Below are 25,806 nucleotides of genomic sequence, written 5' to 3' on the forward strand. Positions count from 1 at the left end.
ACAAACTTAAATACCTAAAAGCCAAATCCAAAAATCAAGTTATCTTTAACAAATGCAAGAAAAGCAAGCTTCTTTTTCCATCAAAAACTGGGCTAACGATGACAAACCTCGTGAAAAGTTAGCACAAAAAGGGCGATTAACACTTTCTGATGCGGAATTAATAGCAATTCTTATTGGGTCTGGTAGTCGTGAAGAGAGTGCAGTTCAATTATCAAAACGTATTTTGGCATCAGTGAACAATAATTTGAACGACCTAGGAAAACTATCTATCAAACAGCTTATGAAGTTCAAAGGTATTGGTGAAGCAAAGGCTATTACGATTGCCTCAGCTCTGGAGATAGGGAGACGAAGAAGGGGTGAGGATGTCGAAGAAATCAAAAAAATTACGAGTAGTAAAACTGCTTTTGAACTTTTGCAACCCGTGATAGGGGAGTTGCCGCATGAAGAATTTTGGATAGTATACCTAAACAATTCAAACAAAGTACTACATAAAGAGCAATTAAGTAAAGGAGGTATAACAGGTACTTTAGTTGATGTTCGTTTGGTTTTAAAGCATGCCATAGAGCATAATGCCATAGGTTTGCTTTTGGCCCATAATCACCCTTCTGGTACCTTAAAACCAAGCACGGCAGATAAGCAAATTACTCAAAAATTGAAATCTGCTGCCAAAGCTTTGGATATAAAAGTATTAGATCATTTAATCATTACTCAAAAGGCCTATTTTAGTTTTGCCGATCAAGAAATTCTTTAAATGTTATTAGTTTATACCCATAAAATTTCAAAACGATTTTCCTATGTGATGAGGCATGTCTTTACTCGAATCTTGGGTGTTGAGGTTAGCTTTACTACTAAGGTCGAAGATTTTATAAAGCATTCCGGACCAAAAATCACCTATACAAAGCAACCACTGCAGAATGAATTTTTTGTGCGGTCAAATGATTTGTTGTTTGAACAAGGGATTAATGATATTACTATAAAAATAGCGGATTGGGAAGGTGTTCCCTGTTTTTTTGAAGCTGGGGACCGGAGTAGCATTCCTTTTGATATTTTTTCAGCAAGTTTTTATTTGTTGAGCAGATACGAAGAATATCTACCTCATGTGAAGGATGATTTAGGAAGGTTTCCACCTAAAATCAGTATAGCGTTTCAAGAAGGTTTCTTAGAGCGCCCTGTAGTTGATCTTTGGGCACAAAAACTATTGAAAGCTTTGAATGAACGATTTCCTGAATTAGTTTCTAAGCCCAAGAAATATAGGTTTACCTCAATTGTTAACGTAACCTCTTCCCATTGTTATGCTCTAAAGGGTTTTTCAAGAAACGTTGCAGGTTTTTTTCTGGACTTTAGTAAGTTTAGAATTAGAGCTTTAGTGAAAAGGATTTCGGTTTGGTTAAGCCTAAAAAAAGATCCCTATGATAATTTTGATGAGCTTATGGAAATACATAAAGCTTATAAAATAAGAACTATGTTCTTTTTTCAGTTTGCGGACTATTCCACACATGACAAAAATGTATCTATCTATCGAAATAAGTTTAGATACTTAATAAAATCAGTAGCAGATTATAGTATCGTTTCATTAAGTGCTTCAATGGCCTCATCTCGAGACAATACTATTCTAAAAGAAGAAAAAAAACGATTATCCAATCTTATTAATCGCCCAATACGATATTCTAGATTACGATATAATAAGGTCGTTATACCGCAAACTTATCGCAATTTGGTCGAAGCTGAGTTTACTGATGATTATACCATGGGCTACACGCATTATATTGGGTTTAGGGCTAGTACATGTACCCCATTTTATTTTTATGATATAAATCTTGAAGTGCAACAACCGATTAAGGTGCATCCTTTTATGGTAAGTGATTATGCCTTAAGAGGATTAAAAAAACAAGAACAAGTATTTGAAAAATTAGACGTACTCTATCGACAGGTTAAAAGTGTAAACGGAGAGTTTACAATGATTTTTTCTAACGAATTACTTGGAGGAAGGCACAAAATAGATTGGTTAGAACTATACCGTAACCTACTAAAAAGATACTATGTTTAAGAATTTGGTCACCGATGTATTTTTTGATTTAGACCATACTCTTTGGGATTTTGAAAAGAATTCTGCCCTTACTTTTAAAAAGATATTTGAACAGAATGGGGTTAACGTAGTTCTTTCAGATTTTTTGAAGGTGTATATCCCGATTAATTTGCAGTATTGGAAGTTATATCGAGAAGAACGTGTCACCAAAGCAGAACTTAGGTACCAACGCTTAAAAAAAGCATTTGATAGTTTGGGGGTTTATTTGGCAGATGATTCCATAAATATTCTTTCTGAAGATTATATAGAACACCTTTCTACCTTCAATCATATTTTTCCTGGTACTATCGAAATTTTAGACTATTTAAAACCTAATTACAGATTGCATATTATTACCAATGGTTTTGAAGAGATACAAGAGAAGAAACTAAGAACTTCAAATATTCGCGATTATTTTGAGGTAATAGTTAACTCTGAAATGGCAGGTGTTAAAAAGCCTGACCCGAAAATATTTCAACTTGCACTAAATCGAGCTCAAGTAGAACCTGAAAGCGCACTTATGATAGGGGATAGCCTCGAAGCGGATATTATAGGAGCAAAAAATCTTGGTATTCATGTGCTTCACTTTAATTCCCACCAAGAGCCTAGGCACGAAGTCTCTGATATCATTCATCATCTTGACGAAATAAAAAGTTTTTTATAGAGTTATAGTAGGGTAGCGTAAACGCAAATTGTTTACTGTTATATATGAATCGCTCAAAAATGAAAAACCTAGTCTTCTGCGTTTTTTTAATTGCTATTATATTGGGGGTATTGTCCTCTTGCGCTGACGATCAAAATTTTGAACAATTTGATGATTTGAGTGTTGAACCTACGGTAGCATCAAGTATTTTTTATTTTGAGTCTGATGAAGCCACAATAAATTTTGCCGGCAGTGGTGCTTTTTATTCAGAAGTTTTCACTTTTGAAGCCTTTAATGAGGCGTTTGTGAGTGAAAACGTATTAGATGGAGTCATCACTTATGAAGTAGAAAATACAACGACAAAAGAACTTAATATCACAATTGATTTTCTAGATGCGGATGGAAATGTGCTTGATAGTGAATTTTTTGCGATTCAACCTGCTCCGGCGGCAATTTTAGAACGTCAAATAGCTTACGGTGACACAGGCAGAAGTTTAGATATATTAAGAAACACTACAAATATCAGGGTTAGGGGCGACAATGTTGGTGATGCTACTAGTACATCTTCCTTATCAGAGCCTAAAATAATCTTAAGATCAAGCGCAGAATTTAGGCTGAAACTACGATGAAAAATGTGAAGTTAGTTTTATTTGTCATTCTCATGGGAATGGCAGTGTCGCATGCGCAAAACAAACAGCTGCTATATGATTTTTATGAGATTCCACAATCACTAATTTTAAACCCAGGTGTAAAAACACCCTATAAATGGCATACTGGAATACCGGTTTTATCCGGTTTTTCATTTCAAGTTGGTACTAGTGGGGTTACTGTTAATGACCTTTTCGCTGAAGATGGTATTGATTTTACGACGAAGTTTCGAGACAAAGTTATAAATAGCTTAAGTCAAAATGATGATTTTGGGTATAGCGGTCAATTAGAAATATTTAATGCTGGGTTTAGAAGTGTCAAAAATCCCAAAGATTACTATTCTTTTGGAGCATATGGTGAAGGTTTTGCTTCAATTTTTTGGCCTAAAGACCTTGCTATTTTAGCATTTGAAGGAAATGCAAACAATTTGAATAGACGATTTGATTTCAATGATTTAAGTACGCAGGGAGAAGCCGTAAGTGTATTACATTTTGGAATCAATAGAAAGGTCAATGATAAATGGACGATTGGTGCAAGAGCTAAAATTTATTCAAGTGTTTATGAGTTTAAATCAACTAGCAACTCAGGCTACTTTGTAACCACACAGGGTGAAGATAATATTCTTCGAAATACAGTTGTTGCTGATGTTACTATGAGAACTTCCGGGGTGGAAGAAATTCTTGATATTATAGATGATGATACTGGCAGTACACAAGCTGATTTGGCTAAATTACTTTTATCAAGGTCTCTTTTTGGGGGTAATTTGGGTCTTGGTTTTGACTTGGGTTTTACCCATAAACTAAACGAGAATTCTTTTTTGACGGCTAGTCTTTTAGATCTAGGCTTTATTTACCATACTAAGGATATAAAAAATTATACCCTAAATGGAGCTGCTTCCAATGAGGGTATTGAAATCAGATTACCAGAAGACCTTACTAATCTCAGTAATGATATTTGGCAAGATTTAGTGGACGATTTTGAGCGACTTATTCCATTTGAAACAAACGATGAAAGCTATATTTCTTTGCGACCAATTAAATTGAATGTCTCATATCGCTATAATTTTGGACAGCAAAGAGATAAGCCTGAAAACTGTGATTGTGGTATTAAACCAGTAAATAGAACTGAAAATTTTGATTATAAAAATGCTTTAGGAGCTCATCTTTTTGTAATTAATAGACCTCGTGGTCCGCAAGCGGCACTTACGGCCTTTTACCAAAAAAGATTGGGGAAGGTTTTAGCTTTAAAAACCACGTATACGGCCGACAAATATACCTTGACCAATATTGGACTTGGTTTAAACCTACAAGTAGGCCCAATAAATTTTTACATTTTGGGCGATAACCTCTTGGGGTATCAAAATATCCCAGCTAGCAACTACGCATCCCTACAATTTGGATTTAATATCATATCTTGGAACGGTAATTGATTACTGTATTTTCATGAATAAGATATTAACCGTATTGGTGTTTTTTATAAGCATGCAATTTACTTTGAATGCTCAACTCAACGACTATAAATATATAGTTGTTCCAGTAAAATTTAACACATTTAAAAACCCCAATCAATTTAAGACCAGCACTTTAATTAAGTACAAAATGGCTCAAGAAGGGTTCAATGTAATTTATGATGATGCACTACCATTAGAACTACAAGAAAATCGCTGTTTAGGGCTATTTACAGATTTATTGAATGAATCATCTTTCTTCAAAACCAAAGCTAGTTTGGTATTGAAGGATTGTAAGGGCGAGGTTATTTTCAAAACTTCCCAAGGGCAAACCAAGACCAAAGAGTTAGATAAAGCTTATAAAGAAGTTATTACTGAAGCTTGTGTTTCGTTTAAGGGTTTAGAACATAATTATCAGGTTTCACCGCCTGCATCAAAAAAGGAAACTATAACGGTAAGTTTTAAAGATGATGTAAAACAGATAGAGGATAAAAGCATTGTTGATACAACCATAGTAAAAAAAGCGGTTTCTGAAGTCATTAATAAGACTCTTACCGATGGTGAAGTTGATAAAAACAATATAACGGAGGCCGCGAAAAAAGATTTGAAAGATTGGTTGTATGCCAAGGCTACTAAAAATGGGTTTGAGTTATTGGATCAAGGTGGTGATCTAAAATATAGCTTGGAAGAGACTTCGATTGAAAACGTTTTTTTAGTCAATCAAGATAATATCAATGGGGTAGTATTAAAAAAGGATGAAAAGTGGTATTTAGAACATAATGGTAATACAGGAAAAGTTGTTAAAGAACTTTTCATTAAATTTTAAAAATCATATTTCTCTTTCCAACGTTTTTTCAAAAATTCTTTGATATTATTTTCCCTAGTGTTTTTACCTGGTTTGTAAAAAGTGGTTCCAGAAATTTCTTTTGGTAAAAACTCGGCTTCTGTAAAATTATTTTCATAATCATGTGCGTAAGCATAGCCATCTCCATAACCTAAGTCTTTCATAAGTTTTGTAGGTGCATTGCGTATCGCAAGTGGTACAGGTAAGTCTCCTGTTTCTCTAACCTTGTGCTGTGCGCTTTTAATGGCCAAGTAACTGGAATTACTTTTTGCAGAAGTTGCTAAATAGGTTGCACATTGACTCAAGATGATTCGAGCTTCTGGATACCCGATTGTAGTCACAGCCTGAAAAGTCGAATTTGCCAAGACAAGTGCAGTGGGGTTTGCGTTTCCAATATCCTCCGAGGCAAGAATAAGCATTCTTCTCGCTATAAATTTTACATCTTCCCCGCCCTCGATCATTCTAGCTAGCCAATAAACTGCTGCATTAGGGTCACTACCTCGTATTGATTTGATAAAGGCCGAAACGATGTCATAGTGTTGTTCGCCTGTTTTATCATACAATACGGTGTTTTTTTGAACCTTCTGCATAACCATTTCATCGGTAATAATGATTTCTTGGCTATCTTCTCCATTGATCAATAGTTCAAAAATATTCAATAGTTTTCTTCCATCGCCACCAGACAATCTAAGCAAAGCCTCAGTTTCTTTTAATTGAATATTTTTTGATTTTAAAAATGTGTCATTCTTTAAAGCCCTATCTAAAAGAGCCTCTAAATCTTCTTTAGAAAAAGAATTCAATACATATACCTGACATCTTGATAGTAAAGCAGGAATCACCTCAAAACTTGGATTTTCAGTAGTTGCCCCTATTAAGGTAACCCATCCTTTTTCTACCGCTCCTAAAAGTGAATCTTGTTGCGATTTACTAAATCGGTGAATTTCATCAATAAATAAAATTGGGTTTTTGGCAGTAAAAAGACCACCACTTTGTTTAGCTTTTTCAATGACCTCTCTAATATCTTTTACTCCGCTATTGATAGCACTAAGCGTATAAAAAGGCCTTTTGCTTTCAACGGCAATAATATTGGCAAGCGTAGTTTTTCCTGTGCCCGGCGGTCCCCAAAAAATCAAAGAAGGAATGATACCCGCTTGTATTTGATGAGTCAATGAACCATTTTCACCTACCAAGTGGCTTTGACTAATATAATCTGCAAGGGTTTTGGGTCGTATTCTCTCGGCTAAAGGTTCATTCATTTTATAAAAATAGAATAAATATGAAGATGACAATTTAGCCGTTTTTATAAATGTGGTAAATTATTTGCTATTTATTTGATAATGCAAGAAGCGAGATATTTTAAATTTTCAATTGGGATGCTCTTAGTACCCCTTTTCTCTGTTTTGTCCATATGGACCGTATTTTGGATAGAACTGCAGTTGGGGGTTGATTTTAATGACTACGGTATTAGCCCTAGAAAGCTATTGGGTTTACAGGGCATTTTATTTGGGCCATTCATTCATGGTTCAATAGAACACCTTTACAACAACACGATTCCTTTGGCAGTTCTGACATTGACATTGTTTTACTTTTACCAAAAAGATGCGACAAAGGTATTATTAAGTGGAGTAGTAATCGCAGGCTTTCTTACTTGGCTTATTGGTCGTCCTTCATATCATATTGGAGCCAGTGGACTTATTTATGTATTAGCGAGTTTTATCTTTTTTAAAGGGGTTTTTACTAAATACTATCGTTTAATTGCGCTTTCTCTTGCTATTGTTTTTATATATGGTAGCATGTTGTGGTATATTTTTCCTATTGAAGAGGGTATTTCATGGGAGGGTCATTTATCTGGGTTCGTAACAGGTCTTTTACTAGCTAGAATAATTAAAAGTGAAATTCCTGAGCCAAAAAAATATAAATGGGAACAAGATGATTTCAATGAAGAGGAAGATGAATTTTTAAGGCATTTTGACGAAAACGGTAATTTTATTGAAAAAACCACATCTTCTGATGAAGAAGCTATAAAGGTAATTTACGATTTCAAGAAATCTAAAAAAAACCTTTAACCCATACGTTGCCGCAAGGCTTCATATAAAAATACACCACAAGCAACAGAAACATTTAAAGAGCCGATACTGCCTAATAAAGGGAGTTTTGCCTTACCATCTAACATTTTTATGATTGATGGAGATATACCCTTTTCTTCTGAACCCATTAATATTGCCGTTGGCAAATTAAAGTCAACGGTATAAATAGAATCATCAGTCTTTTCACTGGCCCCAATTATTTTTACATCAGAGGCTTGAAGATAAAAAATAGCATCTTTTAAATGATCAACCTTTGCGATAGGAACATTGAAAACAGCCCCGGCCGAAGTTTTAACGGTATCGTCTGTAATAGGCGCTGAACCACTTTTAGGTACAATTATAGCGTCAACTCCTGTACATTCCGCAGTCCTAATAATAGCTCCAAAATTTCTAACATCAGTGACGTTATCTAAAAGCAGTAATAGCGGTTTCTTATTTTCTTCGAAAAGTTTTTCTATCAAGGGTTCAAAATCATGGAAAGCAATAGGTGAAATTTGAGCGATTGCCCCTTGATGGTTGTTTGTGCTTAGTCGATTTAGTTTTTCAATAGGAACATATGATACACTAAGCCCATGTTTTCGAATTTTAGTTTCTAATTCTCTGTAAAGGTCACCTTTAAGGCCTTTTTGTAAAAAAAGCTTATTAATTGGTTTTTGGGCTTCAATTGCCTCAATAACAGCACGTATACCGTAAATTAATTGCTTGTCTTTCATAATAGGTTGTAAAGGTAGGTTCTAATTCTTGAAATACAATACGGTAAATAGGTGCTATAGTCCCTTGACGATTATCTAATTTTTATATGAGAGGGCTGGAATAGTTTTATACACTCTACGAATTTTAATTTATAGCAAGAAACAAGTTTCGAAGATATGTTAATAGCACAATTAAGTCTTTTGCTCTCAAGATCCGATTGCCACTATATCACCAATTTTAATATTTTAAATGTAATCGTTTAAACTTAAAGGGGCAGGCAACCAAAGATAAAGCAAAAAAAAATCGTCCAGAAATTAGTTTCTGGACGATTTTTTTTACTCTGGTTTATTTGCTACTCGCGAATACAAGGATTTGTACCAGTATCTAAAGTGATAGCTCCATCCGGAGGACCATCTGAAGAGGGGCTAAAAGAAGCCAATACCCTACCATCAGAAACTCTGGTTATCACATAACCCACTTCTTCATCAAAAGACCCTCCAGAATATGCGATACTCTGGCTTTGGACACCACTAGCAGGAAGCGAAACGGTTACGGAGCCCGAAGACCCATCATCCAAGGTGTATGAAGTTGCTTCTCCATCATTGGTCACGATAATCTCTGCCCCGTTCCAACCATCACCAAAGGTGTCTTCAAACTCAATGGTTATATCACCTGTTACCACAATAGGACAAACAATAGTTGAGAAATAACGGAAAGGAGATAAGAAAAACCCATCTTCCAAAGATGGTGAATTTGTTCCATCATTAGAAAAGACCCTTCCATCTTCCATGGTCACCGCAACACGCACAACAAATTGGTCAGAGTTGAAAACGGTGTCCAAGTTATTTGCTAGACCTAACAGATCCAACAAATTCTGGTAAGTAAAAGAGAAACTTCCCGTTGGAAATCCAAAACGACCTGATGTCAATTCAGAAGCTGGTATGGTCTGTATCAATGTCTCATCGACCGCTGTTGTACCATTCGTGTTGAATTCAGTATCGAAGAACGTATTGTCTTGAAAGTCAGCAAAAATTTCGACCTGGGAAACCACTTGGCCTTCTGGCGCCTGGATTTCAAAATCAACGGCAAGTTCCCCGTCTTGTACGTTGAAAAAGTCAAAAGAAGTTCCAGTAAGGTTCAAGGTCCTTACAACTATTCCCGCTTCTAGGGTAGCAGTTGCATCTAAAAATACATTATCATCTGGTTCGCACGAAGTCGTAAAGATAAATACCAGCGTTATGCTTAAAATTATATTTAAATATTTCATGTTATCTTATTTTTTTAATTAGCAGGTGGAGTACCATTAGTATCCCAAAAAACAAATACAGCATTATTTGGTTTTTGGCTGATATTACTGTTGGTATTAACAGAGTTCGCAGGGTAAAATACTGAATTCATGAAGGTACCCGGATTAGGATTGATATTCGGCTGTAAGACAGTCGGATAATTCGATCTTCTATAAAAATTATAGGCATCTATACCCATACCAACACTTGCTCTTAGAAACTGTTCTCCCAATACATTCCATTTACCTTCAGTATTAGCGTTTTGAAAGCTCGCATCTACAGTTGCTAGAAAATCAGTAACGTTTTGTTCTGTTGGTTCAAAAGAGTCATCGGCGTCCGGATCTACAATGCCCGAGTTTTGTACTTTGTCTATATGGGTAGCTACCGCTTGTTGCAATAGTGTTCCTGCACCAACCTCATTTCCGGCCGCCATGGCCATCTCAGCCTGCAAGAACTGCACCAAGTGAGCTGTTAGTATCGGTGTGATACCGGCCCCCTGAGCGCCAGTGTCCTGGCCAACTTCCTCAAAACGTGAATCATCAAAGCGCCCACCAAATGGGTATACGCCCCAAGTGGATCGCAAGAAGCCATCAGCAGGAATTCCTTCTTCACTTCCATGATCACGACCCCAATAGCCATTGTCCAAAGAACAAAATGTAAATCCGCCAGCTAGATACTGCGGAGGAGGGTTCGTAATAACAGAGCAGCCCAATTGCCCAGCATCTGGTGCAGTAGGTGGAGTATCAGAACCTGGCACCCCATTGGTCTGTCTATATACAATATAGCGTAGCCTAGGATCATTCACTTCAAACATACGTTCCATATACCAGTTTGCAATGTAATCACCACTTCCGGTTACAGAGAAGCCATCGACATATCTTGGATGTCTTGTTTCTGGCTGAGATTGATTCGTACCCCATTGAAATTGAAAATCATCATCGGTACTCTGAATGTAATTACCAGAGGCAATAATGGCATTAAACTGCGCCTCGGCAGATGAGTCGACCAAACGGGTCTGAGCCAACAGCTTTAAGCGAAGGGTATTGGTGGCCAATTGCCATTTATCAAAATCATTATTATAAAATAAATCATTTGCAGGTTCTCGGACAGCAGCGTTCGTAAAGTTCGCATCTGCTTGATCTAGCAAATCAAAACATGCGGCATATACATCAGCCCCAGGGGTCAATGTCGGAGCAAAGACTCCTTCTCTTGCCTGTAAGGCATCGTTGAACGGAATATCACCAAAAAAATCAACCATAGAAGAATAGGTATACGCTTGAAAAAATCTAGCCATACCTATATGTCTTGTAAGCCCTTGTTCTTCTGCCACGGTTATCAAAGCCTCAGAAGTCTCTAAAACCCCTCTGTAGGCATTGTTCCATTCATCATCTTGCGTAGCGGCTTGAAACTGATTGTTGTACAGTTGTCCAAAAAAGTTTCCGATTCTAGTCAGGTCCATTCCCATTTCATCGAGCCCTTCATTACCGGCATTGAAGACCTCTTCTCCACTACCTCCACCGTTAATATGTCTGGCGAAACTTTCTTGTATCGTAACAAGCAAGTTGTCCGCATCTAAGTCGGCCTCTGTAAGTGCATTCGGATTTAGTGTAAGATCCAATTCCGTTGTTTCACAGGATTCTATTTGAACCACGAGTGCGATACCAACTATTAAATAAATTATTTTTTTCATTTCTTTCAATTTTTATAATGTGTGCATTAAAACGTTGCCTTAACTCCAAATCCGTAGCTTCTGGAAGCAGGCCCTGCCAAAAAGTCGAAACCAGATCCGTTACCAACACCTAAACCGTTCACGTTAGGATCAAAGTTAATACCCTCAGGCATATTGAATGTGTGAAGGAACAAGTTACGTCCCGATACAGTAAATGTTAAACTCCCAAAAGGTGTTCTGTCCAAGAATTTACTTGGCAACGCATAAGAAAAGGAAGCTTCCTGCAAACGAATGTGCGTAGCATCATAAACTGCAGCTTCTCGTTTCCCAAAAAATCCAGAAAGATTTCGGAAATATAAATCAAACCCGCTTATCTGCGTTGTATTTGGTGTACTTGATGTAATGTTTCCATCGCCATCTCTAACTACATTAACACCAGGTAAGATAAACGACCCCAATCGATCTTCAGTATCCGTTGTAACACCCCTTGCCAATAAAGTACCAATTGTTGCAGAAGAGATATCGCCCCCTTGCTGGTAGCTCAATTGCCAGTTCAAACTAAAGTTTTTATAAGACACACTGTTTATGAAGTTAGCTGTAAAGTCAGGGTTTGGATCTCCAATGATACCATCTTCGGTCGCAGATTGATAATCTCCCCTAGAATCAACAATTAAATTGCCATCATCATCTCGTTCTATACGAGTTCCAAATAAGACACCTAAAGGCTCTCCTGTGATAGCAGCGTTCCCAAGGTTACTAAAACCTGAGTAGACAATTTGTTCTGTGTCCTGTCCTAAATCGGTAACCACGGGATCAAGTGCAGTGAAATTCACAGAAGAATTCCAACTAAAACCTCCTGGGTTCTTGGCTCTAAAGACATCCACGCCTAAAGCTACTTCGATACCATCGTTGGTAACCTCTCCAATATTGGTGTTCGTCTGTGTGAAACCCGTAGCCGGATCTAAAGGCTGTTGTATGATCAAATCTGAAGTTACCCTAGTAAATAGTGAAACATCCAAATTGATGCGGTTGTCCCACCATCTAGATTCAAGCCCAACTTCTATCTCCTGCAAGGTTTCAGGCTCAAGATTGGGATTACCAAGCGTAGCCCCTAGTCGTTGACTGATCAAGTTGTTTCCTCCACCATCTTGAAATTCTTGTACATCAAGGTTAACCACTGTAGCGACGGGGAAAGGAGATTGTGTTTCGAAGTTCGCAGAAGTTCCGATACCACCTCTAAGTTTAAGGTAGCTTAAAGCTTTACCTTTTAGACCATCGATAACTTGCGTAGGTAGTATAGAAATACTTGCACTTGGATAGAAGATACTTCTATTCGACTTGTCAAAATTAGATACCCAATCGTTACGGCCGGCTAGAGTTAAAAATACCCAGTCATCATAATCAACTTCAGTTTGGGCATATACTCCTACAATATTTCGTTCAGTTGTTAACTGAATGGGTTGTGTATTGGCGAAGTTAAAATGTCTTAACACCCCAAAAACTTGTTGACCATCACTGTTGGCACCATTTCTTTCAAATAATTCACGTCTGGAGGTAGCCCCCGTAGTAAAATTTAAACCTACTTTGCTGGTCAAATCATATTGGCCGGTCAAAACTAAGTTGTGATCAAAGATGGTATTGTCATTGGTGAATGTTTGATACACACCCGATAGTAAACGAGCTCCACCATCAACGCCTCCTCTGTTTTGAAAGTTAGAGTTCAACTCTGAAGAGAAATCCAAACCAGCTCTGTAAGACAGGTTCAGGTTGTCATTAATCGCATAGGCAAGCTGTGCTTGACCAAAAACACGATTAGTATCTTGGGTCACTCCGGCATTGTTCACTGTCCATAAAGGATTTTGAATATCATTACCAGTTCTATAATATACACTTCCTCCAGTAATTGGGTTTTGGAAGGGTTGTCCTAACAAATCCACACTACGTGGTGTAAAAAATAGATTCGAGAATAGTGAGGAACTCTGTTGACCCGCAGCAGTACCACCTGTAGCTGCAGCTACTGGAGGTGATTTAAATGCGGTACGTGCAAAGTTAATGGTACCATTAACGCTAAATTTATTGTTTAGTTCCGCTCTACCTCCTACACCAAAAGTATTTCTGGTTAAGCTATTGCCCGGTGTAAAACCTTTTTGCTGCAAATTACCATAGTTTAGGTTAAATGAAGTTTTACCATCGTCCGAAGATTTTCTAAAGTTGATGTTCGTCGATGCAGTAGTACCTCTTTTAAAGAACCCTTCTACACTTCGATAAGGTTGATACCCTAAGCGTGCATCTTGAAATTCAGGAAAAGCGTCTCTTAAAGCCGCACTATTGAATTGAGAAAAAGGGTGCGGTATGGTCTGGGTAGCATTATCTACACCTGGGTCGTTTTCAAAACTCGCCACATTGCCCCTGCTAAAGCTTGAACCATAATTACTGAAGAAAGGTTGAAACAATTGATCACCCCCGTTACCAAATTCGTTTTGGTAATCTGGTAAATTAGAAATTTCATCAAAAAAGAAAGAACTATTGACCGTAATTTCATTTTTACTAGGTCCTTGACCAGCACTACTACCACCTTTTGTAGTAATCAAAATCACCCCATTACGTCCCAAGGAACCATATAAGTTGGCAGCAGCCAGACCTTTAAGTACGTTAACGCTTTCAATAGAGTTAGGATCCAAGTCTAAAAATCTACTGGATCCAGAATTACCTTCTAGAAAACTATTTCTGTTATCATCCTGCCCACCAGCAACGTTCGTTGATGCTGATACTGCACTAGTGTTAGAATTGAATGGCACACCATCTACAATAAAAAGAGCTTGGTTACTACCACTGAAGGAACTCAAACCACGAATAACTATATTGGTACCAGAACCTGCTAAACCACTTTGGTTGGTAATCTGTAATCCAGCTACCTTACCGTTAAGGACTCTAGCAACATCTCCAGTTGACCTACTTTCCAAAGCTTCTTGGCCTACCTCTGCTACGGCATAACCCAAAGCTTTCTTTTCTCTTTTAATACCCAAAGCAGTTACAACTACCTCTTCAAGTGCCTGCGCATCTTCTTCCATTTGTACATCTATGGTAGTTCCGGCACCTACAGTTCTTCTGACATCTCTTTGCCCAATATACGTGAACAAAAGGCTTTGGCCTGAGCTCGCAGTAATTGAATAATTTCCATCAAAATCTGTTTGGGTACCATTGGAAGTACCTTCTACGACAATGTTGACCCCAGGTAAAGGCAGACCATCCGTGTCTGTAACTGTACCTGAAATCGTCTTGTCTTGTGCAAACGATAAGTGCACGACAAACGCCAATAACAGCGTTAAGATTCCATTTAGTTTTGTTCTCATTTTTAAATTATTTGAATTAGCTAGCCGCTAAAATCATAATTTCATGTTAATAATCCAAACTAATTTCACTAAAATTTCACACTCCCGACAAATATTAACCATATATCAAATTATGCTCAATAAATTAATGAGGCTGCAATTGGGATTCCAGTATATTGTTAAATCTTCATATTATTGTGTTAATTGAAGGAAAAATTGCACATGTTTTAATTTATGCCTATAAGATTAATATGAAATGATAAAAACATACGGTTGTTTGTTGATTTTGATTTAATGTCCATTCAAAAAATGTAGCGTTTACTTTATCAGGATATTTTGCTTTTTAATGATGTAAATAAAAAAGCAATAAAATTTGATGTGTTGTAAAAGTCTGGTTTTTGTGATATTTAAATTAAGGAACCACAAATAATATAAGGTTTAAAACTAGAAACCTGAATAAACATTTTTTTGTTGATAGCGGAGGAGAATTTGAAATGGGGTGTTGTAAGTATGCTCTTTGAAAAAAAGGCACAATTTTTTTAAAAGGAATAAAATTAATGTGTGAAGGCTTTATTATAAAATTCTTCTCTTAATATATTTTAATATAATACTGAGCTATACATTTTTTTGTTGTAATGAGTTATGTGTTCCTTTGTTATATGTGAAACTTAAAAAGAAAAGATTGACCTAGCAGAATATATTTATACCTTATATATAATAGCGGCATATTTTGATTATAGACCTTGGAATATCAAGACGAGTTGACTGACTATGATTTATTTCTAAAGTTAAAGACGCATTTAGATAGCTTTTTTACGAATTCCAAAAACAATTTTCAAAATAACCTTTTATGGGTTTGAATTATACTTAAATATTACTACATTTGCAGCCCCAAAAAATGGGGTTTTTGATTTTTAAGAAAGATATTAATGCCAACAATTTCACAATTAGTAAGAAAAGGAAGGGTCACAATTACCAAGAAGAGTAAATCGGCCGCTTTGGATTCTTGCCCACAACGAAGGGGAGTTTGTACGCGTGTTTATACTACTACGCCTAAAAAACCAAATTCAGCAATGCGAAAAGTTGCTAGGGTTAGGTTGACCAACGGTAAAGAAGTTAACGCTTATATTCCTGGAGAGGGGCATAACCTCCAAGAGCATTCGATAGTATTGGTAAGAGGTGGAAGGGTAAAAGATTTGCCAGGAGTTAGATACCACATCGTTCGTGGAGCATTAGATACCGCTGGAGTTGCGGGTAGAACCCAACGTAGGTCTAAGTATGGAGCTAAACGCCCTAAAAAGTAATTTTTAAAGACTTTTAGTAAGAAACGATGAGAAAAAGACAGGCAAAGAAAAGACCATTATTACCAGATCCAAGATTTGGTAATCAATTGGTGACACGTTTTGTAAATATGATGATGTGGGACGGAAAGAAATCCGTTGCCTTTAAGGTATTTTATGATGCAATTGATATTGTGGATGAAAAAAATACTGACGAGGAAAAAACTGCATTGGAGCTTTGGAAGGATGCATTGTCAAATGTAATGCCGCACGTAGAAGTGAGAAGTAGAAGAGTGGGCGGGGCAACATTTCAGATACCTATGCAAATACGTCCAGATCGTAAAATTTCGACTGCAATGAAGTGGTTGATTCTTTATGCTCGTAAGAGGAATGAAAAATCTATGGCGCAAAAATTAGCTGCAGAGGTTTTAGCAGCTGCAAAAGAAGAAGGCGCTGCGGTCAAGAAAAGAGTTGATACTCACAAGATGGCCGAAGCAAATAAAGCATTTTCCCACTTTAGATTTTAGTAACCGAAATGGCAAGAGATTTAAAATTTACACGGAATATTGGTATTGCAGCGCATATTGACGCTGGAAAAACTACAACTACAGAGCGTATTTTGTTCTATACCGGTGTTAGTCATAAAATAGGAGAGGTGCATGATGGTGCAGCCACTATGGATTGGATGGAGCAAGAGCAGGAACGTGGTATTACAATTACTTCTGCAGCTACAACCTGCACCTGGGACTTTCCTACTGAAAATGGTAAGCCGACTGCTGATGCTAAAGGATATCATTTTAATATTATCGATACCCCTGGTCACGTTGATTTTACGGTTGAGGTAAATCGTTCACTCCGTGTTTTAGATGGTTTAGTTTTCTTATTTAGTGCTGTTGATGGTGTTGAGCCTCAATCAGAAACAAACTGGAGATTAGCCGATAACTATAAAGTACCTCGTATTGGCTTTGTGAACAAAATGGATAGACAAGGGTCTAACTTTTTGATGGTTTGCAAACAGGTTAAAGACATGTTGGGCTCAAATGCTGTGCCGATTGTATTGCCTATTGGCGAGGAAGCTGACTTTAAAGGTATTGTTGATCTTGCTAAAAACAGAGCAATTGTATGGCATGAAGAGGGATTTGGTTCCACTTTTGATGTGATTGACATTCCTGAGGAAATGAAAGAGGAGGTTAAGGAGTATAGAGGTGCCTTGATTGAAGCAGTTGCGGAATATGATGAAGACTTGATGGAAAAATTCTTCGAAGATGAAGATTCTATCACTGAAGAAGAAGTTCATGCTGCATTGAGAGCTGCGGTTATGGATAGAGCTATCATTCCTATGATATGTGGTTCTTCATTCAAAAACAAAGGAGTTCAGTTTTTATTGGATGCGGTATGTAGATATTTGCCTTCTCCTGTAGACAAGGATGATATTATTGGGACTGACCCAAATACCGGTAATGAGATTTCTAGAAAACCTGATGTAAAAGAGCCTTTTTCTGCATTAGCTTTTAAGATTGCGACGGATCCGTTCGTAGGTCGTTTGGCTTTCTTTAGAACATATTCTGGTCGTTTAGATGCGGGTTCATATATCTTGAACAATCGTTCAGGTAAAAAAGAGCGGATCTCTCGTATTTATCAAATGCATTCCAATAAGCAAAATGCTATCGACTTCATTGAAGCAGGAGATATTGGAGCTGCAGTAGGATTCAAAGATATTAAGACTGGTGATACCATGTCTGATGAAAAACATCCAATTGTATTGGAAAGTATGGACTTCCCTGATCCTGTAATTGGTATTGCGGTTGAGCCAAAAACTAAGGCTGATGTTGATAAATTGGGGATGTCTTTGGCGAAATTGGCTGAAGAAGATCCAACATTTCAGGTAAAAACTGATGAGGCGTCCGGGCAGACTATTATATCTGGTATGGGTGAGCTTCACTTAGATATTATTGTTGATAGATTGCGTCGAGAATTTAAAGTTGATGTCAATCAAGGTCAACCTCAAGTGGAGTACAAAGAGGCCATTACACAAACTGCGAACCATAGAGAGGTTTATAAAAAGCAATCTGGTGGTCGTGGTAAATTTGCTGACATCGTATTTACATTAGAGCCTGCTGAAGAAGGTAAAACAGGTCTGGAGTTTATCTCTTCAATTAAAGGTGGTAACGTTCCTAAAGAATTCGTTCCGTCGGTTGAGAAAGGTTTCAAAATGGCGATGCAGAATGGTCCATTAGCTGGATATGAAATGGATGCCATGAAAGTAACACTTACTGATGGTTCATATCACGATGTGGATTCTGATCAGTTGTCTTTTGAACTTGCTGCAAAGCTAGGTTATAAAGCTGCCGCGAAAGCTGCGAAGGCAGTTATCATGGAGCCCATTATGAAGTTGGAAGTGCTTACACCCGAAGAAAACATGGGTGATATTGTTGGTGACCTTAATAGAAGAAGAGGTCAGGTTAGCGATATGTCTGATCGTGCTGGTGCCAAGGTTATCAAAGCAACAGTTCCATTATCTGAAATGTTCGGCTATGTTACTTCTTTAAGAACATTGTCATCAGGTAGAGCAACATCAACTATGGAATTTTCTCATTATGCGGAAACTCCAAGTAATATTTCTGAAGAGGTAATTAAAGCAGCGGTAGGTACGCCATCATAAATTTAGAAGAATGAGTCAAAAAATTAGAATAAAGTTGAAGTCCTACGATCACAATTTAGTGGATAAATCTGCTGAAAAGATTGTTAAGACAGTAAAAACAACAGGTGCTGTGGTTACTGGTCCAATTCCATTACCTACACACAAGAAAATCTTTACAGTTTTGCGTTCACCACACGTGAACAAAAAATCTAGAGAGCAATTTCAATTAAGTTCTTACAAGCGCTTATTGGATATTTATAGTTCTTCTTCCAAGACAATTGATGCTTTAATGAAATTAGAGCTGCCAAGTGGTGTGGAAGTCGAAATAAAAGTGTAAGTTTGCACGCCCTTAGAAAAGGGTGACATGTCCTGAGCTGCGTGCGAGGGAAAAACGGTGAAAGAAAAAATTTGGGTCAACCATTTTTCTTGACCCTTTTTTAATGCCATTAAGTTGGTAAATAGATAAAATTAAATAGTTAATACAAATAGATTATGTCTGGGTTAATAGGAAAGAAAATCGGCATGACCAGCATCTTTGACGAGAATGGAAAGAATATTCCATGTACCGTCATTCAAGCTGGGCCATGTGTGGTTACCCAAGTCAGAACCGAAGAGGTAGACGGGTATAGTGCTCTTCAACTCGGTTTCGATGACAAGGCAGAAAAACGTGCAAACAGGGCCGAGTTAGGTCATGTTAAGAAAGCAGGTGCTTCTCCAAAGAAGAAAGTCGTTGAGTTCCGTGATTTTGAAGGTGAGTTTAAATTAGGTGACACGGTAGGCGTTGACCTTTTTAAAGAAGGAGAGTTTGTTGATGTTATTGGAACATCAAAAGGTAAAGGCTTTCAAGGTGTTGTTAAAAGACATGGTTTTGCCGGTGTCGGTCAAGCTACACATGGTCAGCACAACAGATTAAGAGCTCCGGGTTCAATTGGTGCTGCTTCATATCCTGCAAGAGTATTTAAAGGAATGAAAATGGCCGGCAGAATGGGTGGCGATCGAGTTACCGTGCAAAATTTGAGGGTATTAAAGGTGGTTGCTGAAAAGAACATTATTGTTGTTAAGGGGGCTGTACCAGGTCATAAAAATGCTTACGTAACCGTAGAAAAGTAAGGTAATGAAAGTAGCAGTTTTAGATATTAAAGGAAAAGATACAGGTAGAAAGGTTGAACTTTCTAAAGATGTATTCGGGATAGAACCAAATGAACATGCCATTTATTTAGATGTTAAGCAGTATTTGGCGCACCAAAGACAGGGTACTCACAAGTCAAAAGAGAGAGCTGAAATCGCTGGTAGTACCAGAAAGATTAAAAAGCAAAAAGGAACAGGTACCGCGAGAGCTGGTAGTATTAAATCTCCGGTTTTTAGAGGTGGAGGTAGAATTTTTGGGCCAAGACCTAAGGATTACACTCAGAAATTGAATAAGAATGTCAAGCGTTTGGCTCGCAAGTCGGCCCTAAGTTTAAAGTCAAAAGATAAAGCTTTATTGGTTGTTGAAGACTTTAATTTTGAAGCACCTAAAACTAAAGATTTTGCAAATGTTTTGAAGTCATTGGGCATTGAAAACAAAAAGTCCTTAATCGTATTGGGAGACTCGAATAATAACCTATATTTGTCGTCGCGAAATTTGAGAGGCTCTGAGGTTGTAAAAAACTCAGAATTAAGCACTTACAAAATTTTGAATGCCAAAAGCTTAGTGCTTTTGGAAAGCGCGGTAGAAGGAATTGAATCTAATCTAAGTAAATAAGTAGCAAATGAGTGTGTTGATAAAGCCAATCATTACGGAAAAAATGACCGCTGATAGCGAGCTTTTCAATCGTTATGGTTTCTATGTTGACCCAAAGGCCAACAAATTGCAGATTAAAGAAGCTGTAGAGACTGCTTATGGCGTCTCAGTTGAAAAGGTTAGAACAATGAATTATGGTCCTGAGCGTCGCACGCGATACACCAAGACCGGTATTCAACACGGAAAAACGAATTCCCGTAAAAAGGCAATCGTTGATGTAGCCGAAGGAGATATCATTGATTTTTACAGTAATCTATAAAGACGAGTAATGTCAGTTAGAAAATTAAAACCAATCACACCTGGACAGCGTTTTAGAGTAGTAAACGGATTTGACGCGATTACTACTGATAAGCCGGAGAAGAGCTTGCTCGCTCCGTTAAAAAAGTCGGGTGGTAGAAACAGTCAAGGGAAGATGACCGTAAGCCATAGAGGTGGTGGTCATAAGAGAAGGTATCGTGTTATTGATTTTAAAAGAGATAAGCAGGGAGTTTCTGCTGAAGTAAAATCAATCCAGTACGATCCAAACAGAACCGCTTTTATTGCTCTAATAGAGTACAAGGACGGGGAGAAGAGATATGTTGTTGCCCAAAATGGTTTACAAGTGGGTCAAAAAGTGACTGCTGGCGCTAAAGCTGCTCCTGAAATAGGGAATGCACTGTTTTTAAGCGACATCCCTTTGGGAACAATAATTTCTTGTATCGAACTTCGTCCTGGTCAGGGCGCCGTTATAGCAAGAAGTGCTGGCACATTTGCACAGTTGATGGCTAAAGATGGAAAATTTGTTACTATCAAATTACCATCCGGTGAAACAAGATTGATTTTATCTAATTGTTTAGCTACTATTGGAGCTGTTTCTAACTCAGATCACCAATTATTGGTTTCTGGTAAAGCTGGTAGAAGTAGATGGTTAGGCAGAAGACCTAGAACTAGACCAGTAGTAATGAACCCTGTTGATCACCCAATGGGTGGTGGTGAAGGTAAATCTTCTGGAGGGCACCCAAGATCTAAAAATGGTATTCCTGCGAAAGGATTTAGAACTCGTTCTAAGACAAAGGATAGCAATAGATACATCGTCGAACGTAGAAAGAAATAAAAGAAAAAGTAAATGGCACGTTCATTAAAAAAAGGACCTTACATCCATCATAGTTTAGAAAAAAAAGTTCAAGGGAATATTGAGTCAGGAAAGAAAACTGTCATCAAGACTTGGTCAAGAGCTTCTATGATTTCACCTGACTTCGTTGGTCAGACTATAGCTGTGCATAACGGAAGACAATTTGTTCCTGTTTATGTAACTGAAAACATGGTGGGTCACAAATTAGGAGAATTTTCACCTACGCGTTCTTTTAGAGGACATGCAGGTGCTAAAAATAAAGGTAAAAAGTAAGCTATGGGAGTTCGTAAAAAACAAATGGCTGAAAGAATTAAGGCAGAGAAAAAGGATTTGACTTTTGCTAAGTTGAACAACTGCCCAACTTCGCCGCGTAAAATGCGTTTGGTTGCTGATTTGGTAAGAGGAAAGAATATTGAAATGGCATTGGCAATTTTAAGGTTCAATCCTAAAGAAGCATCTAGAAAATTAGAAAAGCTTTTACTTTCTGCAATTGCGAATTGGGAAGCTAAGAATGAAGAAGGAAGTATCGAAGATGCGGACTTATTTGTCAAGGAAATTCGTGTTGATAGTGGAACAATGTTGAAACGATTAAGACCGGCTCCGCAAGGCCGCGCGCATAGAATTAGAAAACGTTCAAATCATGTAACAATGGTTTTGGGCGCTAACAATAACACAGAAGCTAAAGCATAATATGGGACAGAAAACCAATCCGATAGGAAATCGCTTAGGAATTATCAGGGGATGGGAATCCAACTGGTATGGTGGAAACGATTACGGAGATAAATTGGCAGAAGACGATAAGATTAGAAAGTATGTTTATGCTCGTTTAGCAAAAGCAAGTGTTTCTAGAGTTATTATTGAGAGAACCCTAAAATTGATTACCATCACTATTACTACGGCAAGACCGGGTATAATTATTGGTAAAGGTGGTCAAGAGGTCGATAAGTTGAAAGAAGAGTTAAAAAAGATTACCAATAAGGAGGTTCAGATCAACATTCATGAAATCAAGAGACCAGAAGTTGATGCCCATTTGGTAGCAGCTAGTGTTGCAAGACAGATTGAGAGCAGAATCTCTTACAGAAGAGCTATCAAAATGGCTATTGCAGCAGCAATGCGCATGAATGCCGAGGGAATCAAGATTCAAATCTCTGGACGTTTGAACGGAGCTGAAATGGCACGTTCTGAGTCGTATAAAGATGGTAGAATTCCATTATCAACATTCAGAGCAGATATCGATTATGCATTGGTTGAAGCACATACTACCTATGGAAGATTAGGTATTAAAGTATGGATTATGAAGGGTGAGGTATATGGTAAGCGAGAGTTGTCTCCACTAGTAGGTTTGTCTACGGGCAACAAAGGTGGTAAGAAAGATGGTGGAAAGAGACCACAACGTCGTAGAAAATAATAAGGTAAAGAAAAGGTAAGATGTTACAGCCTAAAAGAACAAAATTTCGCAAAGCCCAGAAGGGACGTATGAAGGGACTTTCACAGCGTGGTCACCAGCTTTCTAATGGAATGTTTGGTATCAAGTCTTTGGATTCTCATTTTATTACCTCTCGTCAGATTGAAGCTGCTCGTATTGCTGCAACAAGATATATGAAAAGGCAGGGTCAGTTATGGATTAAAATTTTTCCAGACAAGCCTATTACAAAAAAGCCTTTGGAAGTACGTATGGGTAAAGGTAAAGGTGCTCCTGAATATTTTGTGGCAGTCGTAAAACCAGGTAGAATCATGTTTGAGGTAGCTGGTGTGCCTCATGATGTTGCTAAAGAAGCATTACGGCTAGCTGCACAGAAATTGCCTGTAAAAACAAAATTTATCGTCGCAAGAGATTACGACGCAGCTTAATAAACTGATTAGAGATGAAACAAGCAGAAATAAAGGAACTATCGGTTGAAGAGCTTCAGCAAAAATTAGCTGAGACTAAGAAGGAATATGCAGATTTAAAAGTGGCGCATTCAGTAACACCACTTGAAAATCCGATGCAGATAAGAAAGACCAGAAGAACGGTGGCGAGATTGGCAACAGAGTTAACTAAAAGGGAATTACAATAACGGGTTCGGCCTTATGGAAGAAACAGTAAGAAATTTAAGAAAAGAGAGGATTGGCGTTGTTACTAGCAGCAAAATGGAGAAGTCCATTGTGGTGTCTGAGGTTAAGCGTGTAAAGCATCCTATGTACGGTAAATTCGTTTTGAAGACCAAAAAGTACGTTGCACATGATGAAAAAAATGATTGCAATGAAGGCGATACCGTAAAAATTATGGAAACCCGACCATTGAGTAAGACGAAATGTTGGAGATTGGTTGAAATCCTTGAAAGAGCTAAATAATTATGTTACAGCAAGAATCTAGATTAAAGGTTGCGGATAATACAGGTGCTAAAGAGGTGCTTACCATTCGCGTACTTGGAGGAACAAAAAGAAGATATGCTTCTGTCGGAGATAAGATTGTGGTTACCGTAAAAGAAGCTACACCTAACGGCGGAGTTAAAAAAGGATCTGTCTCTACTGCAGTGGTTGTTAGAACGAAGAAAGAAGTCAGAAGACCTGATGGTTCTTATATCCGTTTTGATGACAATGCCTGTGTATTGTTGAACCCAACAGGCGAAATGAGAGGAACAAGGGTATTTGGTCCTGTGGCAAGGGAATTGCGTGACAGACAGTTTATGAAAATTGTATCATTGGCCCCAGAGGTTCTGTAATTGATTGAGAAGATGATAAAGTTGAAAATAAAAACAGGAGATACCGTTGTAATTACCGCTGGTGACCATAAAGGTACTGAGGGTAAGGTGATGCGTGTTGATGCTGAAAAGAATAAAGCTATTGTTGAGGGAGCCAATATGGTTTCTAAGCACGAGAAACCAAGTGCTAAAAACCCTCAAGGTGGTATTGTGAAAAAAGAGGCTCCTATTCATATTTCAAATTTGGCTTTGGTTGATTCAAAAGGTGAAGCAGCAAGAGTAGGCTACGAAGTAAGAGAGGGTAAAAAAGTTCGAGTTTCTAAAAAATCTGGAGAAATAATCTAGTTATGAGTTACATTCCAAGATTAAAGCAAGAATATAAAGAACGTGTTGTGAAAGCACTTTCTGAAGAATTTGGATATAAAAACGTAATGCAAGTGCCTAAGCTACAGAAAATTGTAGTGAGCCGAGGGGTTGGTGCAGCTGTGGCGGATAAAAAGTTGATTGACCATGCGGTTGACGAGTTGACTATGATTACAGGTCAAAAAGCTGTATCGACAATGTCTAAAAAGGATGTTGCCGCTTTTAAGTTGCGTAAAGGAATGCCAATTGGTGCAAAAGTCACTTTACGTGGGGAAAGAATGTATGAGTTTTTAGATCGTTTGATAACTACTGCATTGCCTCGTGTTAGAGATTTTCAAGGAATAAAAGCAACTGGCTTTGACGGAAGGGGTAATTACAGTCTTGGTGTAACTGAGCAGATTATCTTCCCTGAAATCAATATTGACAAAATCAATAGAATTAACGGTATGGATATCACGTTTGTGACATCTGCCGATACAGATAAAGAGGCAAAATCATTATTAACCGAATTGGGAGTACCCTTTAAAAAGAACTAATATGGCCAAGGAATCAATGAAAGCCCGCGAAAGAAAAAGGGCAAAAACCGTAGCCAAATATGCTGAAAAGCGTAAAGCTTTGAAAGAGGCAGGTGATTATGATGCTTTACAAAAATTACCAAAGAATGCATCTCCAGTACGTATGCGTAACCGTTGTAAACTTACAGGTAGACCAAGAGGTTACATGAGAACATTCGGTATTTCAAGGGTAACTTTTAGAGAAATGGCCAATCAAGGATTGATTCCTGGGGTTAAAAAAGCTAGTTGGTAAACAGAATTAAAGAGTAGTAGAAATGCTTACAGATCCAATATCAGATTATTTAACAAGAATTCGTAACGCCAGTAGAGCTGGACACAGGGTGGTTAATATCCCTGCTTCCAACTTGAAAAGAGAGATGACAAAAATTCTCTTTGACCAAGGTTATATTTTGAGCTATAAGTTCGAAGACGATTCTGTTCAAGGTAATATTAAAATTGCTTTGAAATACGACAAGTTTACTAAGGAACCAGTAATTAAAAAATTACAGCGTGTTAGTAAGCCTGGTCTTAGAAAGTATACAGGTTCTGAAACTTTGCCAAGAGTATTGAATGGTTTAGGTGTTGCTATTGTTTCAACTTCTCATGGAGTTATGACAAGCAAACAAGCCAAACAAGAGAATGTAGGTGGTGAGGTTTTGTGCTACGTTTATTAATG

General features: G+C 37.7%; 31 protein-coding genes. 26 read left to right on the forward strand and 5 right to left on the reverse strand.

Features of this window, described 5'->3' with window-relative positions:
* Positions 1-52: 52 nt before the first annotated feature.
* Genes radC through RM706_RS12820 form a run of 6 tightly spaced genes read left to right on the forward strand, consistent with a single transcriptional unit; the run spans position 53 to position 5,629 of the window.
* Positions 53-751: a RadC family protein gene (gene radC, locus RM706_RS12795; RefSeq protein WP_311352140.1), complete on the forward strand. Its 699-nt coding sequence runs from the start codon at positions 53-55 to the stop codon at positions 749-751.
* On the forward strand, positions 752-2,047 hold the full coding sequence (locus RM706_RS12800; protein ID WP_311352141.1) for a polysaccharide deacetylase family protein: 1,296 nt from the start codon (positions 752-754) through the stop codon (positions 2,045-2,047).
* Positions 2,040-2,729 (forward strand): YjjG family noncanonical pyrimidine nucleotidase, encoded by a 690-nt coding sequence (locus RM706_RS12805; RefSeq protein WP_311352143.1) that lies wholly within the window; start codon positions 2,040-2,042, stop codon positions 2,727-2,729. Before RM706_RS12800 ends, RM706_RS12805 begins: the two co-directional genes overlap by 8 nt.
* A gap of 59 nt (positions 2,730-2,788) precedes the next feature.
* Positions 2,789-3,337 (forward strand): hypothetical protein, encoded by a 549-nt coding sequence (locus RM706_RS12810; RefSeq protein WP_311352145.1) that lies wholly within the window; start codon positions 2,789-2,791, stop codon positions 3,335-3,337.
* Positions 3,334-4,785, forward strand: coding sequence for a DUF5723 family protein (locus tag RM706_RS12815; protein WP_311352147.1), 1,452 nt, complete (start codon positions 3,334-3,336; stop codon positions 4,783-4,785). The genes RM706_RS12810 and RM706_RS12815 overlap by 4 nt, the downstream gene beginning before the upstream one ends.
* Positions 4,786-4,798: 13 nt before the next feature.
* Positions 4,799-5,629: a hypothetical protein gene (locus RM706_RS12820; protein WP_311352149.1), complete on the forward strand. Its 831-nt coding sequence runs from the start codon at positions 4,799-4,801 to the stop codon at positions 5,627-5,629.
* Here RM706_RS12820 and RM706_RS12825 read toward each other — a convergent pair.
* Entirely contained in the window at positions 5,626-6,903 is a 1,278-nt protein-coding gene (locus RM706_RS12825; RefSeq protein WP_311352151.1) for a replication-associated recombination protein A, read from the reverse strand. The genes RM706_RS12820 and RM706_RS12825 overlap by 4 nt on opposite strands.
* Before the next feature lie 81 nt (positions 6,904-6,984).
* Here RM706_RS12825 and RM706_RS12830 point away from each other — a divergent pair, with 81 nt between their 5' ends.
* Positions 6,985-7,713 carry a rhomboid family intramembrane serine protease gene (locus RM706_RS12830; protein WP_311352153.1) on the forward strand — a complete coding sequence of 243 codons (729 nt, stop codon included), beginning with the start codon at positions 6,985-6,987 and terminating at the stop codon, positions 7,711-7,713.
* Here the strand turns inward: RM706_RS12830 and rlmB are convergent.
* The 4 genes from rlmB to RM706_RS12850 form a co-directional block, all read right to left on the reverse strand.
* Positions 7,710-8,447 carry a 23S rRNA (guanosine(2251)-2'-O)-methyltransferase RlmB gene (gene rlmB, locus RM706_RS12835; protein WP_311352155.1) on the reverse strand — a complete coding sequence of 246 codons (738 nt, stop codon included), beginning with the start codon at positions 8,445-8,447 and terminating at the stop codon, positions 7,710-7,712. The two genes, RM706_RS12830 and rlmB, sit on opposite strands and share 4 nt — an antisense overlap.
* 332 nt (positions 8,448-8,779) lie before the next feature.
* Positions 8,780-9,694: a hypothetical protein gene (locus RM706_RS12840; protein WP_311352157.1), complete on the reverse strand. Its 915-nt coding sequence runs from the start codon at positions 9,692-9,694 to the stop codon at positions 8,780-8,782.
* A gap of 14 nt (positions 9,695-9,708) precedes the next feature.
* Positions 9,709-11,403 carry a SusD/RagB family nutrient-binding outer membrane lipoprotein gene (locus RM706_RS12845; RefSeq protein WP_311352159.1) on the reverse strand — a complete coding sequence of 565 codons (1,695 nt, stop codon included), beginning with the start codon at positions 11,401-11,403 and terminating at the stop codon, positions 9,709-9,711.
* Between the two features lie 26 nt (positions 11,404-11,429).
* Positions 11,430-14,735 (reverse strand): SusC/RagA family TonB-linked outer membrane protein, encoded by a 3,306-nt coding sequence (locus RM706_RS12850; RefSeq protein WP_311352161.1) that lies wholly within the window; start codon positions 14,733-14,735, stop codon positions 11,430-11,432.
* Between the two features lie 908 nt (positions 14,736-15,643).
* Between RM706_RS12850 and rpsL the strand changes: the two genes are divergently transcribed.
* The 19 genes from rpsL (at position 15,644) to rpsH (ending at position 25,804) form a co-directional block, all read left to right on the forward strand.
* Entirely contained in the window at positions 15,644-16,018 is a 375-nt protein-coding gene (gene rpsL / locus RM706_RS12855) for a 30S ribosomal protein S12 (RefSeq protein ID WP_031445118.1), read from the forward strand.
* 26 nt (positions 16,019-16,044) lie between these two features.
* A complete protein-coding gene (rpsG, locus tag RM706_RS12860) occupies positions 16,045-16,521 on the forward strand; it encodes a 30S ribosomal protein S7 (protein ID WP_311352169.1) in 477 nt (158 codons plus the stop codon).
* Between the two features lie 8 nt (positions 16,522-16,529).
* A complete protein-coding gene (fusA, locus tag RM706_RS12865) occupies positions 16,530-18,656 on the forward strand; it encodes an elongation factor G (protein ID WP_311352171.1) in 2,127 nt (708 codons plus the stop codon).
* A gap of 10 nt (positions 18,657-18,666) precedes the next feature.
* The gene (gene rpsJ, locus RM706_RS12870) at positions 18,667-18,972 is read left to right on the forward strand and encodes a 30S ribosomal protein S10 (RefSeq protein WP_007094989.1); all 306 of its coding nucleotides are present in this window, start codon (positions 18,667-18,669) and stop codon (positions 18,970-18,972) included.
* A 155-nt stretch (positions 18,973-19,127) separates the two neighbouring features.
* Positions 19,128-19,745: a 50S ribosomal protein L3 gene (rplC, locus tag RM706_RS12875; RefSeq protein ID WP_311352185.1), complete on the forward strand. Its 618-nt coding sequence runs from the start codon at positions 19,128-19,130 to the stop codon at positions 19,743-19,745.
* Positions 19,746-19,749: 4 nt separating this feature from the next.
* On the forward strand, positions 19,750-20,379 hold the full coding sequence (gene rplD / locus RM706_RS12880; RefSeq protein WP_311352187.1) for a 50S ribosomal protein L4: 630 nt from the start codon (positions 19,750-19,752) through the stop codon (positions 20,377-20,379).
* A 7-nt stretch (positions 20,380-20,386) separates the two neighbouring features.
* Positions 20,387-20,677, forward strand: coding sequence for a 50S ribosomal protein L23 (gene rplW, locus RM706_RS12885; RefSeq protein ID WP_311352189.1), 291 nt, complete (start codon positions 20,387-20,389; stop codon positions 20,675-20,677).
* Positions 20,678-20,686: 9 nt separating this feature from the next.
* On the forward strand, positions 20,687-21,511 hold the full coding sequence (rplB, locus tag RM706_RS12890; protein ID WP_311352191.1) for a 50S ribosomal protein L2: 825 nt from the start codon (positions 20,687-20,689) through the stop codon (positions 21,509-21,511).
* 12 nt (positions 21,512-21,523) lie between these two features.
* Positions 21,524-21,802 (forward strand): 30S ribosomal protein S19, encoded by a 279-nt coding sequence (rpsS, locus tag RM706_RS12895; protein WP_311352193.1) that lies wholly within the window; start codon positions 21,524-21,526, stop codon positions 21,800-21,802.
* 3 nt (positions 21,803-21,805) lie between these two features.
* Complete coding sequence (gene rplV / locus RM706_RS12900; RefSeq protein WP_311352195.1) at positions 21,806-22,219, forward strand: 50S ribosomal protein L22; 414 nt, start codon at positions 21,806-21,808, stop codon at positions 22,217-22,219.
* 1 nt (position 22,220) lies between these two features.
* On the forward strand, positions 22,221-22,937 hold the full coding sequence (gene rpsC / locus RM706_RS12905) for a 30S ribosomal protein S3 (RefSeq protein ID WP_311352197.1): 717 nt from the start codon (positions 22,221-22,223) through the stop codon (positions 22,935-22,937).
* Positions 22,938-22,957: 20 nt separating this feature from the next.
* Positions 22,958-23,380, forward strand: a complete 423-nt coding sequence (rplP, locus tag RM706_RS12910; RefSeq protein ID WP_311352199.1) for a 50S ribosomal protein L16 — start codon at positions 22,958-22,960, stop codon at positions 23,378-23,380.
* 14 nt (positions 23,381-23,394) lie between these two features.
* Complete coding sequence (gene rpmC, locus RM706_RS12915; RefSeq protein WP_311352202.1) at positions 23,395-23,586, forward strand: 50S ribosomal protein L29; 192 nt, start codon at positions 23,395-23,397, stop codon at positions 23,584-23,586.
* A 13-nt stretch (positions 23,587-23,599) separates the two neighbouring features.
* A complete protein-coding gene (rpsQ, locus tag RM706_RS12920) occupies positions 23,600-23,863 on the forward strand; it encodes a 30S ribosomal protein S17 (protein ID WP_311352203.1) in 264 nt (87 codons plus the stop codon).
* Between the two features lie 2 nt (positions 23,864-23,865).
* A complete protein-coding gene (gene rplN, locus RM706_RS12925) occupies positions 23,866-24,234 on the forward strand; it encodes a 50S ribosomal protein L14 (protein WP_311352205.1) in 369 nt (122 codons plus the stop codon).
* Between the two features lie 12 nt (positions 24,235-24,246).
* Positions 24,247-24,558 (forward strand): 50S ribosomal protein L24, encoded by a 312-nt coding sequence (gene rplX, locus RM706_RS12930; RefSeq protein ID WP_311352207.1) that lies wholly within the window; start codon positions 24,247-24,249, stop codon positions 24,556-24,558.
* Between the two features lie 2 nt (positions 24,559-24,560).
* Positions 24,561-25,112 (forward strand): 50S ribosomal protein L5, encoded by a 552-nt coding sequence (gene rplE, locus RM706_RS12935; RefSeq protein WP_311352210.1) that lies wholly within the window; start codon positions 24,561-24,563, stop codon positions 25,110-25,112.
* 1 nt (position 25,113) lies between these two features.
* Positions 25,114-25,383: a 30S ribosomal protein S14 gene (rpsN, locus tag RM706_RS12940; RefSeq protein WP_311352212.1), complete on the forward strand. Its 270-nt coding sequence runs from the start codon at positions 25,114-25,116 to the stop codon at positions 25,381-25,383.
* A gap of 22 nt (positions 25,384-25,405) precedes the next feature.
* Complete coding sequence (gene rpsH / locus RM706_RS12945) at positions 25,406-25,804, forward strand: 30S ribosomal protein S8 (protein ID WP_311352214.1); 399 nt, start codon at positions 25,406-25,408, stop codon at positions 25,802-25,804.
* Positions 25,805-25,806 lie beyond the last annotated feature (2 nt).

It is taken from the genome of Croceitalea rosinachiae, from assembly GCF_031846445.1.
In the GTDB taxonomy this organism is placed as follows: Bacteria; Bacteroidota; Bacteroidia; order Flavobacteriales; family Flavobacteriaceae; genus Croceitalea; species Croceitalea rosinachiae.